This window comes from Streptacidiphilus albus JL83 (assembly GCF_000744705.1).
Lineage (GTDB): Bacteria > Actinomycetota > Actinomycetes > Streptomycetales > Streptomycetaceae > Streptacidiphilus > Streptacidiphilus albus.
The window spans coordinates 8,403,731-8,418,052 of record NZ_JQML01000001.1; the positions used below are offsets into that span (position 1 = coordinate 8,403,731).

The 14,322-nt window shown below is 75.1% G+C and carries 12 protein-coding genes and 1 pseudogene; 9 read left to right on the top strand and 4 right to left on the bottom strand.

Features of this window, described 5'->3' with window-relative positions:
* Positions 1 to 152: 152 nt before the first annotated feature.
* Positions 153 to 749, bottom strand: a complete 597-nt coding sequence (locus BS75_RS36630; RefSeq protein WP_034091293.1) for a histidine phosphatase family protein — start codon at positions 747 to 749, stop codon at positions 153 to 155.
* Between the two features lie 208 nt (positions 750 to 957).
* On the opposite strand from BS75_RS36630, the gene BS75_RS36635 reads away from it, so the two are divergent.
* The 8 genes and pseudogenes from BS75_RS36635 to BS75_RS36670 all read left to right on the top strand — a co-directional run bounded on the left by BS75_RS36635 (position 958) and on the right by BS75_RS36670 (position 8,510).
* A complete protein-coding gene (locus BS75_RS36635) occupies positions 958 to 1,737 on the top strand; it encodes a CoA transferase subunit A (protein WP_034091294.1) in 780 nt (259 codons plus the stop codon).
* On the top strand, positions 1,737 to 2,399 hold the full coding sequence (locus tag BS75_RS36640; RefSeq protein WP_034091295.1) for a CoA transferase subunit B: 663 nt from the start codon (positions 1,737 to 1,739) through the stop codon (positions 2,397 to 2,399). Before BS75_RS36635 ends, BS75_RS36640 begins: the two co-directional genes overlap by 1 nt.
* Positions 2,396 to 3,145 (top strand): protocatechuate 3,4-dioxygenase subunit beta, encoded by a 750-nt coding sequence (gene pcaH / locus BS75_RS36645; RefSeq protein WP_034091296.1) that lies wholly within the window; start codon positions 2,396 to 2,398, stop codon positions 3,143 to 3,145. Before BS75_RS36640 ends, pcaH begins: the two co-directional genes overlap by 4 nt.
* Positions 3,142 to 3,711 carry a protocatechuate 3,4-dioxygenase subunit alpha gene (pcaG, locus tag BS75_RS36650; protein ID WP_034091297.1) on the top strand — a complete coding sequence of 190 codons (570 nt, stop codon included), beginning with the start codon at positions 3,142 to 3,144 and terminating at the stop codon, positions 3,709 to 3,711. The genes pcaH and pcaG overlap by 4 nt, the downstream gene beginning before the upstream one ends.
* Positions 3,712 to 3,802: 91 nt before the next feature.
* Positions 3,803 to 5,160, top strand: a pseudogene (gene pcaB, locus BS75_RS43660) (3-carboxy-cis,cis-muconate cycloisomerase).
* Positions 5,157 to 6,347 (top strand): bifunctional 3-oxoadipate enol-lactonase/4-carboxymuconolactone decarboxylase PcaDC, encoded by a 1,191-nt coding sequence (pcaDC, locus tag BS75_RS36660; protein ID WP_042437413.1) that lies wholly within the window; start codon positions 5,157 to 5,159, stop codon positions 6,345 to 6,347. Before pcaB ends, pcaDC begins: the two are co-directional and overlap by 4 nt.
* Before the next feature lie 61 nt (positions 6,348 to 6,408).
* Positions 6,409 to 7,596: a 4-hydroxybenzoate 3-monooxygenase gene (locus BS75_RS36665; protein ID WP_034091298.1), complete on the top strand. Its 1,188-nt coding sequence runs from the start codon at positions 6,409 to 6,411 to the stop codon at positions 7,594 to 7,596.
* A gap of 41 nt (positions 7,597 to 7,637) precedes the next feature.
* Positions 7,638 to 8,510 carry an arylamine N-acetyltransferase family protein gene (locus tag BS75_RS36670; protein WP_197091994.1) on the top strand — a complete coding sequence of 291 codons (873 nt, stop codon included), beginning with the start codon at positions 7,638 to 7,640 and terminating at the stop codon, positions 8,508 to 8,510.
* On the opposite strand, the gene BS75_RS36675 is transcribed toward BS75_RS36670, so the two are convergent.
* The 3 genes from BS75_RS36675 to BS75_RS36685 form a co-directional block, all read right to left on the bottom strand.
* Positions 8,498 to 10,225, bottom strand: coding sequence for an IclR family transcriptional regulator domain-containing protein (locus BS75_RS36675; RefSeq protein WP_063771440.1), 1,728 nt, complete (start codon positions 10,223 to 10,225; stop codon positions 8,498 to 8,500). The two genes, BS75_RS36670 and BS75_RS36675, sit on opposite strands and share 13 nt — an antisense overlap.
* 154 nt (positions 10,226 to 10,379) lie before the next feature.
* Positions 10,380 to 12,491 (bottom strand): ArnT family glycosyltransferase, encoded by a 2,112-nt coding sequence (locus BS75_RS36680; protein WP_052070159.1) that lies wholly within the window; start codon positions 12,489 to 12,491, stop codon positions 10,380 to 10,382.
* Positions 12,492 to 12,623: 132 nt separating this feature from the next.
* Positions 12,624 to 13,832 (bottom strand): Dyp-type peroxidase, encoded by a 1,209-nt coding sequence (locus BS75_RS36685; protein WP_081982992.1) that lies wholly within the window; start codon positions 13,830 to 13,832, stop codon positions 12,624 to 12,626.
* Positions 13,833 to 13,986: 154 nt separating this feature from the next.
* Here BS75_RS36685 and BS75_RS36690 point away from each other — a divergent pair, with 154 nt between their 5' ends.
* The gene (locus BS75_RS36690) at positions 13,987 to 14,241 is read left to right on the top strand and encodes a hypothetical protein (protein ID WP_034091300.1); all 255 of its coding nucleotides are present in this window, start codon (positions 13,987 to 13,989) and stop codon (positions 14,239 to 14,241) included.
* Positions 14,242 to 14,322 lie beyond the last annotated feature (81 nt).

Here is a 14,322-nt window from a genome sequence, read left to right on the forward strand (position 1 = left end):
CACATATCCGACATCTGTCCTCTACGGATAGTAGGGCAGGGTGCCGTGGGCGGCCTTTCGGCGCGTCAGGCGGGTCGCCGGAACGGAGGTTCGTTGGAATGGAGGTTCGCCGGAACGGAGGTTCGTTGGAACGGAGGGGCCCGGCGACGCCGTCAGCGCGGGCGCTCGTTCCAGGCGGCCACGGCCGGCTGCTCGTGCTCGGTGCCGAGACGGCTTATCGTCCCCGTCGCCAGCATGAACAGGGCCCCGGCCGAGGCGGGCAGGCCGAGGTAGCGGGCGGTGAAGACCCGGAGGAAGTGGGCGTGGGCCACCAGCACCACGTCCTGGTTGCTGCGCCGCAGTGCGGCGTCCACGGTGGAGAGCACCCGGTCGGCGCGGGCGCCCACCTGGTCCGGGGTCTCGCCGGGGTGGTCGGCCGGGCCGGGCACGACGCCGTCGTTCCAGAGGTTCCAGCCGGGGCGGGAGCGGTGGATCTCGACGGTGGTGATGCCCTCGTAGCCGCCGTAGTCCCACTCGTGCAGGTCGGGCTCGACCTGCACCGGGTCGAGCCCGGCCAGCTTGGCGGTGTCCCGGGCCCGGCCGAGCGGGCTGCAGAGGGTGAGCGAGATGTCGTGGCCCGCCAGGATCGGCACCAGGGCCCTGGCCTGCCCCTCGCCCTCGGGGGTGAGTGGCATGTCCGTGTAGCTGGTGTGCCGTCCGTCGCGGCTCCACGCCGTCTGGCCATGACGGATCAGGATCACATCGCCCATCGGTCCTCCTCGGTACTGGTCCGCGCCGCGCCGCGGGAAGTCCGGCGCAGGGATCATCCTCACACGGGCGGCTTGCCATCAAGTGTCCGCCCGGGGGACGGGCTGGGGGCGGCGTCGGCGGGGCGTTGACACGGGCGACGGAGCGAAGGCAGACTCGCGCCAAGAAAGTGAAGAGAAGTTCACCAGGCGAACGGAAGCGGTTCCAGACATGGACAAAGTGGTGGCCACGCCGGCGGCGGCCGTGGCGGACATCGGGGACGGCGCCTCGCTGGCCGTCGGCGGCTTCGGCCTCAGCGGTGTCCCCGACGTGCTGATCCAGGCACTGCTGGCGGCCGGGCCCCGGGGACTGCACGTGGTCTCGAACAACTGCGGCGTCGACGGCGGCGGCCTCGGCCTGCTGCTCGCGGCGGGCCGGATCGCCCGGGTCATCGGCAGCTACGTCGGGGACAACAAGGAGTTCGCCCGGCAGTACCTGGCCGGTGAGCTGGAGCTCGAACTCACCCCGCAGGGCACCCTCGCCGAGCGGCTCCGGGCCGGCGGGGCCGGCATCCCCGCCTTCTTCACCCCGGCCGGCGTCGGCACCCAGGTCGCCGAGGGCGGCCTGCCCTGGCGCTACGCCCCCGACGGCTCGGTCGCCGTGGCCTCGCCGGCCAAGGAGGTCCGCAGCTTCGACGGCGGCGAGTACGTCCTGGAGCGCGGCATCACCACCGACTTCGCCCTGGTCCGCGCGGCCAGGGGGGACCGCCACGGCAACCTGGTGTTCCACCGCTCCGCCCGCAACTTCAACCCGCTGTCCGCGATGGCAGGACGGATCACCGTCGCCGAGGTCGAGCAGCTGGTCGAGCCGGGGGAGATCGACCCGGACGAGGTCCACCTGCCCGGCGTCTTCGTCCAGCGCGTCGTCGAGCTGACGCCGGAACAGGCCGCCGACAAGCACATCGAGAAGCGCACCGTCCGCAGCGGCACCAGCACGGAGGCGAGGGGCTGATGGCCTGGAACCGCGAACAGATGGCGGCCAGGGCCGCCCGTGAGCTCACCGACGGCTCCTACGTCAACCTCGGCATCGGACTGCCCACGCTGGTGCCGAGCTTCCTGCCCGAGGGCGTGGACGTGGTGCTCCAGTCCGAGAACGGCCTCCTCGGCGTCGGCCCCTACCCCTACCCGGACGAGGTCGACCCGGACCTGGTCAACGCCGGCAAGGAGACCGTCACCGTCCTGCCCGGCGCGTCGTTCTTCGACTCGGCGCTCTCCTTCGGCATGATCCGAGGCGGGCACATCGACGCCGCGATCCTCGGCGCCATGCAGGTCAGCGCCGAGGGGGACCTGGCCAACTGGATGATCCCCGGCAAGATGGTGAAGGGGATGGGCGGGGCGATGGACCTGGTCCACGGGGCGCGCCGGGTCATCGTGCTGATGGAGCACAACGCCAAGGACGGCAGCCCCAAGCTGCTGGAGTCCTGCACCCTGCCGCTCACCGGCCGCCGCTGCGTCCACCGGGTGATCACCGACCTGGGCGTCCTGGACGTGACCGACGCGGGGCTGGTGCTGGTCGAGACCGCCCCCGGCGTCACCGCCGAGGAGATCGCCGCCCGCACCGCCGCCCCGGTGCGCCTCGCCCTCGCCCTCGCCCCGGAAGGGAGCGCGGCATGACCACCGTCCCCACCCAGGCCGACATCGACCTGGAGATCCAGCAGTACGCCGACCTCGCCGTCCCCGGGCAGGTCCACCCCGACCGGGGCTACCCCCCGTACCGCAGCAGCGTGCTGCGCCACCCCCGGCAGCCGCTGGTGGTGGTCGCCGACCCGGACGCGGTCGAGCTCTCCGGGCCGGTCTTCGGCGCCACCGACATCACCGACACCGACGCCGACCTGACGGTCCAGCACACCGGCGAACCGCTGGGGGAGCGGATCACCGTCAGCGGCCGGGTGCTCGACCGGGCCGGCCGGCCGGTGCGCGGCCAGCTGGTCGAGATCTGGCAGGCCAACGCCTCCGGACGCTACGCCCACCTGCGCGACCAGCACCCCGCGCCGCTGGACCCCAACTTCACCGGCGTCGGCCGCTGCCTCACCGACGACCGGGGCGGCTACCGGTTCACCACCGTCAAGCCCGGCCCCTACCCGTGGCGCAACCACGACAACGCCTGGCGTCCCGCCCACATCCACTTCTCGCTGTTCGGGACCTCCTTCACCCAGCGGCTGGTCACCCAGATGTACTTCCCCGGCGACCCGCTGTTCCGGTACGACCCCATCCTCCAGTCCGTCACCGACGGCGCGGCGCGCGAGCGCCTGGTCGCCGAGTACCGGCACGAGCTGTCCGCGCCCGAGTTCTCGCTCGGCTACCACTGGGACATCGTCCTCGACGGGCCCGCCGCGACCTGGACGGAGGACGGGGAATGACCGACCGTCAGTTGCTGCCCGCCACCGCCTCGCAGACCGTGGGCCCCTTCTACGGCTACGCCCTGCCGTTCACCGGCGGCGGCGAGATGGCCCCCGCCGGGCACCCGGACACGGTGACCTTCCACGGCCGGGTCCACGACGGCGAGGGCCGGCCGGTCCCGGACGCGCTGCTGGAGTTCTGGCAGGCCGCCCCGGACAACTCCCGTGCCGGAGCCCCCGGTTCGCTGCGCCGCGACCCGACCACCGGCGCCGTCCTGGGCCGTCACGGCGTCGACTTCACCGCCTTCGGCCGGGTCGCCACCGACGCCGACGGCCACTGGTCCGTGCGCACCCTGCCGCCGCCCGCCGAGGCCCCCTACCTGGCGGTCTGCCTCTTCGCCCGGGGGCTGCTGCACCACCTCTTCACCCGGGCCTACCTGCCCGGGCACCGCGATCCGCTGCTGGACTCGCTGCCCGCCGGGCGGAGCGCGACCCTGGTCGCCATCGAGGAGCGCGAGCGGGTCCTCCGCTTCGACATCCGCCTCCAGGGTGCGGAGGAGACGGTGTTCCTTGACTTCGCCCACTGACACTTCGCCCACTGACACTTCGCCCACTGAGGCTTCGCCGAGCGGGACTTCGCCCGGCGAGCCCACCGCCGCCGACGGCTACGACGTCGGGCTGCTCTCCCCGGTCCGGGCGGGCAGCCCGGCCGAGTCGGCGACCGGCGACACCGCCTTCCTCCAGGCCATGCTGGATGCCGAGGCCGCGCTGACCCGGGCCCTGGCCGGGCTCGGGCACGCCCCGGCCGCCGCCGCGCGCGCGGTCACCGACGCCGCCCGGGCCGAGCGCTTCGACGTCCGCGACCTGGCGCTGCGCGCCCGGGCCGGCGGCAACCCGGTGATCCCGCTGGTCGCCGACCTCACCGCCGCCGTGGCGCCGGCCGCCCGGCCGTGGGTGCACCCGGGCGCGACCAGCCAGGACATCCTGGACACCGCGGCGATGCTGGTCGCCCGCCGGACGCTGCGGCACCTGCTGGAGGACCTCGACCGCACCGCCGCCGCCCTGGCCCGGCTCGCCGCCGAGCACCGGAGCAGCGCCATGCCCGGCCGGACCCTGACCCAGCACGCGGTGCCCACCACCTTCGGCCTGAAGGCGGCCGGCTGGCGCAGCCTGGTCCTCGACGCCCGTGACCGGCTGGCCGTGGTCCGTGACCGGCTGCCCGCCCAACTCGGCGGCGCCGCCGGGACGTTGGCCGCCTTCCAGGAACGCGGCTTCCTGGGACCCGGCCCGGACGGGGGAGGAGCGGCCCTGGTCGAGGCGTACGCCGCCGAGACCGGGCTGGCCGCGCCCGCCCTGCCCTGGCATGTGCTGCGCACCCCGGTCGCCGAGCTGGGCTGCGCGCTGGCCCTCACCGGCGGCGCGCTCGGCAAGCTCGCCGCCGACGTGCTGCTGCTGGCCCGCACCGAGACCCGGGAGCTGGCCGAGGGCGCCGGCGGCGGCTCCTCGGCCATGCCGCACAAGGCCAACCCGGTGCGGGCCACGCTGATCGCCGCCACCGCCCGGCAACTCCCGTCCCTGGCTGCCACCCTGCTCGGCTCGATGACCGCCGAGGACGAGCGCCCGGCCGGGGCCTGGCACGCCGAGTGGCAGTCCCTGCGCGAGGCCCTCCGGCTGACCGGCGGCGCCGCCCGCGAGGCGGCCCGGCTCGCCGAGGGGCTGCGGGTGTTCCCCGAACGGATGCGGACCGACCTGGAGCTGACGGACGGCCTGATCGTCTCCGAGCGGCTGTCCGTGGCCCTGGCGGCGGCGCCGGGCGCGGCCGGGGGCGGGCGGCGGCCGAGCAGGCCGCCCGCGCGCTCGGCCGGGACGGCGTCCCGTTGCGGCAGAGCCTGTCGCTCGCATCGGAGTTGACCGAGGCTCAACTCGACCTGCTGCTCGACCCGGACGGCTACCTCGGCGCCGCCGCCGCCCTGACCGACCGGGCCCTGCTCCGGACCGCCGCCGTCGCCGACCCCAGCCCCGAGGACGCCCCGTGACCAGCACCGCGCCGAACCTCCCGCACTACCGCACCGACGGGCCGCCGACCGCCCCGCCGCTGCTGCTCGGCCCCTCGCTGGGCACCTCCACCGCCGTCTGGGACACCCTGGTCCCCGCGTTGGCGCGCAGCCGCCGGGTCGTCCGCTGGGACCTCCCCGGCCACGGCGGCACCCCCGTGTCGGTGCTGCCGGACGCCGCGCCGGGCGCGACCACCGTCGCCGACCTCGGTCGGCTGGTGCTGGCCCTCGCCGACGAACTCGGCCTGACGGCCTTCGACTACGCGGGGGTGTCCCTCGGCGGGGCCGTCGGCAGCTGGCTCGCCGTGCACCACCCCGAGCGGATCGCCTCGCTCGCCGTGGTCTGCTCCTCCGCCCGCTTCGGCGAGCCCAGCGGCTGGCAGGAGCGCGCCGCACTGGTCCGCGCCGAGGGCACCGCCCCGGTGGTCGCGACCTCCCCGGCCCGCTGGTTCACCCCGGCCTTCCTCGGCTCCGCCACCGCCGGTCGGCTGGTGGACGAGCTGCGCGCGGTCGACCCGGCCGGGTACGCCGCCTGCTGCGACGCCCTGGCCGGCTTCGACCTCCGCGCCGAGCTGCACCGGATCACCGCGCCCACCCTGGTGGTCGGCGGACGCGAGGACCCGGCCACGCCGGTCGCCCACGCCCGCGAGCTGGTCGACGGGATCCCCGGCGCGAGCCTGGTGGAGCTGGCCGCCGCCGCCCACCTCGCCCCGGCCGAGCAGCCGCAGGCCGTACTGGCCGCGCTGCAGGGGCACCTGGGTGAGCACGACCGCAGCCGGGAGGAGGGCACCGCCGTCCGCCGCGCCGTCCTCGGGGACGCCCATGTCGACCGCGCCGCCGCCCGGACCACCGACTTCACCGCCGACTTCCAGGACTTCATCACCCGCTACGCCTGGGGCGGCATCTGGACCCGCCCGGGCCTGGACCGGCGCACCCGCAGCTGCATCACCCTGACCGCCCTGGTCGCCCACGGCCACCTCGACGAGCTCGCCATGCACGTCCGGGCCGCCCTCACCAACGGGCTCAGCCGCGAGGAGATCAAGGAGGTGCTGCTGCAGAGCGCCGTCTACTGCGGCGTCCCCGCGGCCAACTCCGCCTTCGGCGTGGCGCAGCGGGTGCTGGACGAGATCGACGCCGCCGCTGCGACCGCCCCCGCCGACCCCTCCTGAGGAGCCCTCCTGAGGAGCCCTCCTGACGAGCCCTTCTGACGAGCCCCGAAAGGCCACCACCATGCGTACCACCGTCGGCATCATCGGCGCGGGCCCGGCCGGGCTGCTGCTCTCCCACCTGCTGCACCGCCAGGGCGTGGACAACGTCGTCGTCGAGTCGCGCAGCCGCGACTACGTCTCGCGCCGGCAGCGCGCCGGAATCCTCGAACAGGGCACCGTCGACATCCTCCGCGCCACCGGCGCCTCCGACCGGATGGACCGCGAGGGCCTGCCGCACGAGGGCATCGAGCTGCGCTTCGACCGTGCCCGCCACCGGATCGACTTCCCCTCGCTCACCGGTGGCCGGGCGGTGATGGTCTACGCCCAGACCGAGGTGGTCAAGGACCTGATAGCACTGCGCGAGGCAGCCGGCGACACGGTCCTGTTCGAGGCCGAGGTCACCGCGATCACCGGCACCGAGGCCGGCGACCGGGGCGGTCGGCCGCAGATCCACTACCGGCAGCAGGGTGTCGAGCAGGTCCTCGACTGCGACCTCGTGGTGGCCTGCGACGGCTTCCACGGCATCGGCCGACGCACGGTGCCGGCCGAGGCGCTGCACACCACCGAGCGCAGCTACCCCTTCGCCTGGCTCGGCATCCTCGCCGACGTCCCGCCCTCCTGCGAGGAGCTGGTCTACGCCCACCACGAGCGCGGCTTCGCCCTGCACAGCATGCGTTCCCCCCAGGTCAGCCGGCTCTACCTGCAGGTCGACCCGGACGACAGCATCGACAACTGGTCCGACGAGCGGATCTGGGACGAGCTGGACGTCCGCTTCGCCACCGACGACGGCTGGACCCTGCGACGCGGGCCGATCACCGAGAAGAGCGTCACCCCGATGCGCAGCTTCGTGGCCGAACCCATGCGCCACGGACGGCTGTTCCTGGCCGGGGACGCCGCCCACATCGTCCCGCCCACCGGGGCGAAGGGGCTCAACCTCGCCGTCGCCGACGTCACCCTGCTCGCCACCGCGCTCACCCGGTGGCGGCACCAGGGCGACGAGAGCCTGCTCGACGGCTACTCGGAGACCGCGCTGCGCCGGGTCTGGCGGGCCGAGCACTTCTCCTGGACGATGACCACGCTGCTCCACAGCGACCCGGGCGAGGACGAGTTCGACCGTCGGCTGCGGTTCTCGCACCTCCGCTACCTGACCTCCTCGGCGGCCGGAGCCACCACCGTCGCCGAGAACTACGTCGGACTTCCGTTCGAATAACCAGGGGCGGTCCGGGCGGCGGCGGGCATAGCATCGTGATCATGCCCGCGCCGATGAACCAGCTGTCCGCCGCCGATGCCGAGCGCTACCTGATACGCCTCGGGCTGCCGGTCCAGGGTCCGCCCTCGGTGGCCGGACTGCGGGCCCTCCACGCCGCACATGTCGAGCGGGTGCCCTACGAGACGCTGGAGATCCACCTCGGCCGCCCGACCACGGTCGACCCGCTGGAGTCGGCGGCACGGGTGCTGCGCGGGCGCGGGGGCTACTGCTTCCATCTCAACGGCGCCTTCTCGGCGCTGCTGCGCCGCCTCGGCTACGACGTCACCTGGCACCGGGGCGGAGTGCACGGTTCCCCGTCGGAGCCCGCCCCGGGCGCGGTGGCGACGCACCTGGTGCTCACCGTGGTCTGCGAGGGCAGCCGGTGGCTGGTGGACGTGGGGCTCGGCGACGGTCCGCTCGAACCGCTGCCGCTGCGGACCGGCAGCCACCGCCAGGGCGACATGGCCTACCGGCTGGGACCCTCGGCCGTGGTGCCGGGCGGCTGGCGTTTCGACCACGACCCCAGCGGCACCTTCCACGGGATGGACTTCGCCCCCGCGCCCGCCGGCCCGGCCGACTTCGTCGACCAGCACCGTCACCTGTCCACCTCGCCGGAATCGGGCTTCGTCCGCACCCTCTCGGTGCTGCGCCGGGACGCCCGGGGCGTCGACGAGCTGACCGGCTGCGTCCTCGGCCGGACGACCGGAGCGGCGAGCAGCAAGCGGGAGCTGACCGCGCCGGGGGAGTGGTTCGCGGTGCTGGAGGGCGTGTTCGGGCTGGACCTGGGGGACACCACCCGGCACCAACGCGAGGCGCTGTGGACGCGGGTGCGGGCGAGCCACGAACAGTGGCAGGCCGTGCGTCAGTCCGCCTGACCGTCGCCGAAGCCGTTCGCGTCGCCTCCGTTCGCGTCGCCTCCGCTCGCGTCGCCTCCGCCGATGACGGCGAGGTCCGCCTCGATGCGGTCGGCGGCGGCCCGCAGCGCGGGCAGCAGCGCCTCCCGGGTCGCCTCGACGCTGCCGGAGCCGGCGTGGGTGGAGACGTTGACGGCGGCCACGACCCGGCCCCGCCGGTCGCGGACGGGGACCGCGAGGGAGCGCAGTCCCTCCTCCAACTCCTGGTCCACCAGGGCGAATCCCTCGCTCGCGACGCCGTCCAGCAGCGCGTCGAGCTGCTGCGGCGAGCTGACGGTGCGCCGGGTCGGCGCGTTCCGGCCGAACCCGTGCAGTCGGCCGGCCCGGTCCAGCCGGACGGCCCGCTGCTCCGGCGGCAGGGCCGCCAGCAGCACCCGTCCCATCGAGGTGGCGTAGGCCGGGAACCGGGTGCCGACGGTGATGTTGACGCTCATGATCCGTACCGTCGCCACCCGGGCGACATAGCGCACATCGTCGCCGTCGAGCACCGCCATCGAGGCCGACTCGTGGACCTGGGAAACCAGTTCGGCCAGGTGCGGCTGGGCGAGCTCCGGCAGCGTCAGCACCGAGAGCTGCGCATGGCCGAGCTCCAGCACCCGGGGCAGCAGCCGGAAGCAGCGTCCCTCGGTTGCGGCGTAGCCGAGTTGGACGAGGGTCAGCAGGCTCCGCCGGGCGGTGGCCCGGGACAGGCCGGTGGCCTCGGCGGTCTCGGCCAGGGTGAGGCCGCCGACCCGGGCGCCCAGTGCGGTCAGCACGGCCAGGCCGCGCGCCAGCGACTGGAGGAACTCCGGCCCCAGCTCGTCCTTCGGACCCAGCGTCAGATCGCTTGCCGGCAGCGGGCGTTCGGCCGGGGCCGGGGCGGCGGCCAGGGCCGCCTCCATGGCCGCCGCGGTGGCCCGCATCCGGTCCAGGGCCAGCGCGCGGAGGCTGTCCAGGTCGTGGCGGCTGCTTTGGCTGACCACGCTCAGCGCGCAGACCGTCCGCCCGTCCGGGCCGCGGACCGGGACGGCGAGGGCGAGCAGCCCGGGCTCGATCAGCTGGTCGTCCACGGCCCAGCCGCGCTCGCGGGCGGCCGCGGTCGCGGCGGCGAACTCCTCCTGGCTCGGCGCCCGACCCCGGGAGCGCGGCGGCAGCGCGGGGAACCCGGACTCCAGCGGGTCCTGCTGACGGCGCGCCAGCCAGGCCTCGCGGTCGGCCTCGGTCCAGTCGGCGGCGAACAGCGCGCCCGGGGCGCAGCGCTCCGCCGGGAGCAGGTCGCCCACCCGGAACGACACCGTCATGGTGCGCCGCCGCACGGTCTGGTTGACGAAGCGCACCCCGGTCCGGTCCGGTACGGCCAGCGAGACCGACTCGTCCAGCTCGTCGGCGAGCGCCCGGGCCGGTCGGCCCAGCAGCGCGGGCAGTCCGCCGGCGGAGAGGTAGGCGTTGCCGAGCGCCATCAGCGGCGGGGCGACGGACGGTTCCCGGGGATCGCCGCGCAGGTGGTCCAGCCGTTCGAGGGTGCTGACGATCCGGTCCACGGTCGAGCGGGCCAGCCCGGTCTCCCGGGCCAGGTCGCTGGCGCGGGCCCGGCCGGAGGGCGTGGCGCCGAGGGCGCGCAGCACCGCGAGGCCCCGTTCCAGCGGGCCGACCGCCGACTGCGGCGCGGGCGCGGTGACCGCGGACTCCGGCGGCATGGACGGGTCCTCCTCGGGGCTGCTCAGGGTTGCTGCTGGTCGGCAACGTTACCGGGTCCGGTGGACGGTCCGGAGCGGCCCCTTTCCGCAGTGCACCCGCCCGTCCCCGGCCCGCGCACGGGCGGCGGGCCGGGGACGGACGGGTGACCGGGGGTCACACCTGGGCGAGCGAGCAGTGGTAGAGCTGCTGGCCGGTCACCCCGCCGCCGTAGTCGGCGGTCGGGACCGGTCGGCAGCTGCGCGCGACCCAGGCGGCGGTCCGGGCGGCGGCGGTGCCCGGCGCGGGCCGACCGCCCGTCGGACCGCCCATGGGCCCGTTCACCGGGGCGCTCAGCGGCGCGACGCCGGCCTGGGCGGGCCGGACGCCCGAGGAGCCCGAGTGGCCCTGGGGCGCGGTGGTGAGCAGGACGTAGCGCAGCCGTCCGGCGGCGATGTTCTGCTGGACCGCGTGCAGGGTGGGCGAGGGGACCTCGTTGGTGAAGCCGCCGATCGGCAGCACCGCGGCGCCGGTGGCGAGGATGTACGGCGAGGCCGTCGACCAGCTGGTGGTCGCGAAGAGGTAGCGGGCGCCGCCCCGGTGCGACTCCACATAGGACAGCAGGCCCCGCTGGCTGCCGGTCAGCCGCTGCGAGCCCTGGCCCCAGACGGCGGCCAGCGACTGCTCCTCGGCCTTGGCCGCCGGCGGCAGGTGCTTCGGGCCGACGGCCACCGGGCCGACCGCGCCCATCCCCGACCGGCCGTAGGCCGGATCGAAGACCGAGGCGGTCCAGGCGGCGGGAGCCAGCAGCATCGCCACCAGCGCGACCGCCAGCCCCGCCCGGGCGAACCTGCCGACCAGCAGCAGCACCACCGCGACCAGCGCCAGCAGCAGCAGGACGGGCGCCAGCCAGGGCAGGAACCGGGGGTAGTCGCGGGCGACCACGGCGCCCCAGACGGCGGTGGCCGTCACGACGGCCGGGAGCGCCCAGGCCGCGCGCCCGCCGGCCCGGTGCGCCTGGCGGAGCAGGACCACGCCCGCTCCGCTCAGCGCGGCGAGCGGAGCGGCCACCACGCCCATGTAGTAGGTGTGCCCGCCGACGCTGCCGGCGCTGAAGACCAGCAGGTAGGTGGCCAGCCAGCCGCCCCAGAGCAGGAAGCCGGCCCGCCGCACGTCGGTGCGCGGCGCCCGCCGCCGCTGGTAGAGGCCGAAGACCAGGGCCAGCCCGCCCAGCGGGTAGAGCCAGCCGGTCTGGGAGGCCAGCGGACCGGCGAACATCTTGTTCCAGCCGTCCGGCTGCTGGCCGAAGGCCGGGGTGCTTCCGGCCGTAGTGGCGGCCTCGGCGGTGGCGTGCCGGTGCGCACCGCCCGGCCCGGCCGCGTCGGCCGCAGCGCCCTCGGGTGCGGCGCCGCCGTTGCGGACGGCCGAGATGCTGCCGGTGTCGGCCGCGCTGAGCCCGACCGAGGAGAAGCGGTTGAGGAAGTTGTAGCCGACGACCATGCTCACCGCCGAGTTGTCGGTGGTGCCGTCGACATAGGGCCGGTCGTGGGCCGGCGTCAGCGTCACCAGCAGCACCCAGGAGGCGGACACCGCCAGCGTCACCACCCCGGCGAGCAGCAGTTGGACCACCCGGCGGCGCAGCGCCGGCGGCGCCGACAGCAGGTACACCACGGCCAGCACCGGCAGGACCGCGAACGCCTCCAGCATCTTGGCCTGGAAGGCCAGCCCGACCCAGAGCCCGGCCAGCAGCAGGGTCCGGGTGCTCCCGGAGCGGGCGGCGCGCTGGGTCGCCCCGGCGGCCAGCAGCAGGAGCAGGGTGAACGCCGGGTCCTCCACCGAGGTGCGGAACAGGCCGGCCACGACCGGGGTGAGCGCGAAGGCCCCGGCCGCGAGCAGCCCGGCCTCGACCCCGGCCCAGGTGCGGACGGCGCGGTAGAGGACGAGCACGCTGAGCACGCCCTCGATCGCCTGCGGCAGCGCCAGCGCCCAGGGGTGGAAGCCGAACAGCCGGGCGGAGAGCGCCTGCGGCCAGAGGAAACCGGGCAGCTTGTCCAGCGTGATCGTGTTGCCCGGGTCGAACGAGCCGTACAGGAAGGCCTTCCAGCTCTCGGTCATGCTGCGCACCGAGTCGGCGTAGAAGGGGTGGTACTGGCTGTGGCTGATGTTCCAGGTGAACAGCAGCGCGGCGAGAGCGGCGATCAGTATCAGCGCGACCCGCGCCTGGCGGGGGGTGGTTGGGAGCGGGTCGGTCAGCGGGGGAGGGGTGGGGCGGATCGCCGTCGTAGCCATGTCTGCGAGCCTGACCGCGACTTCCGGCCGGACCAGGGCCGAAACGCCGGAACCGGCAAGATTTTGGACAAGGCGGGTGATTCCTTGAAAGTCACCACACCCGCCTTTTGCCCAAGTTTCGGACGGTGTCGGTCAGCGTCGGTGGTCGGCGGCCCGGCGCGGCATCGACGCCGGGGTGGGGCCGGGACGCGGCCCGGGACGCGGCGCCGGCCCCGGAGCCGGCTTCGGCGCGGGCTTCGGCGTCGGTTTCGGCTGCGCCCCGCCGCGCGGCTGGGCCGCCGGGTGGGGCTGGGCCGCCGGGCGGGGCTGCGCGCCCGGAGCGGGCTGGGCCGCCGGGCGCGGGCGGGCCGCGGCAGCGGTCGGCGGGTCCGGAAGGTGGTCGAGGAAGTCGGCGGACGGGACGAAGCACAGGGTGCCGGTGACGGCGGTCGAGTAGTCGAGCAGCCGGTCGTGCCGCCCGGCCGGCCTGCCGACGAACATGTTCTCCAGCATCTGCTCGGTGACGGCCGGCGAGTTGGCGTAGCCGATGAAGTACGTGCCGAACTCGCCGCGGCCGAAGGAGCCGAAGGGCACGGTCTCGCGCAGGATCCGACGTGCCGTCCCGTCCGGGCCGGTCAGCGAGGTCAGCGCCACGTGCGAGTCGGCGGGCTTGACGCCGTCCGGCAGCTCGATGTTGTCGGACTTGCTGCGGCCGACCACCCGCTCCTGCTCCTCGACCGGCAGCGCCTTCCAGGCCGTCAGGTCGTGCCGGTACTTCTGCACGACCAGGTAGCTGCCTCCGGCGAAGGCCGGGTCCTCGGCGCCGACGAGGACGGAGCCGAGGGCGTCCCGACCGGTCGGGTTCTCCGTGCCCTGCACGAAGCCGAGCAGGTCACGGGTGTCGAAGTAGCGGAAGCCGTGGGTCTCGTCCACCACGGTGACGGCGCCGGACAGCCGGGTCAGGATCTGCGAGGCCAGCTCGAAGCAGGCGTCGGTCCGGGGTGCGCGCAGGTGCAGCACCAGGTCGCCGGGGGTGGCCGGGGCGTGGTGCCGCTCCCCCCTGAGCTCCCGGAACGGGTGCAGCTCGGCCGGGCGCGGCCCGTCGAAGAGCCGGTCCCAGACCTCCGAGCCGAGGCCCGCGACGCAGGCCAGACCGCCCTCCGGGAGCCGGGAGCCGACGGAGCGCTCCAGGCCGGAGAGATCGGCGAGCAGCGAGCGCACCGCCGCCTCGCCGCCCCGGTCGACGGTCAGCACCAGGACGATCGCCGCGCTGGTCAGCGGTGTGACCACCGGCTGTGCGAGGACGCTCGGGGCCGGCTGCGAGCTCCTGGGCTGCGGGCTCCTGGGCTGGGACTCGGTCATGTCACCTCAGCTGATCGGCGGGGGAGTCCCGCGTCCGGTGGGGCTGCGCCTGGCCTCCACCCTGCAGTGCCCGGGCCCGGTGCGCCACTCGGTCCGGGCCCGGTTCCGCACCCGGTGCGGGCGCGGAGCGTCGGCGACAGGCGACACTGGACCAATGACCCTGCCCCAGACGCACGTATGCAACAGTTGTTCGGACGACCCGGTGAGCGGCGCGACGGTGCACGAGGACCTGGTGCTCGGTGCGCCGCTGTCGATGGAGGACCTCGACGAGGCACAGCGGCTGGCACGCTTCGCGGGAAAGTACGCCCACGACGGCTGTCGGGTGACCGAGGTCCGCCGGGCGCCCGCCGAGGGCGTCCGCGGCTACGCCTGGCTGGTCCGCTTCACCGAGGAGGCCGCCCTCGGGTGACCGGCCTGCCCGGCCGGGCGCCCGTTCGGGTGAGGTCGGGTCAGCATCACTCTAATGGGTGGTAATTGGGCGCACTCCCGC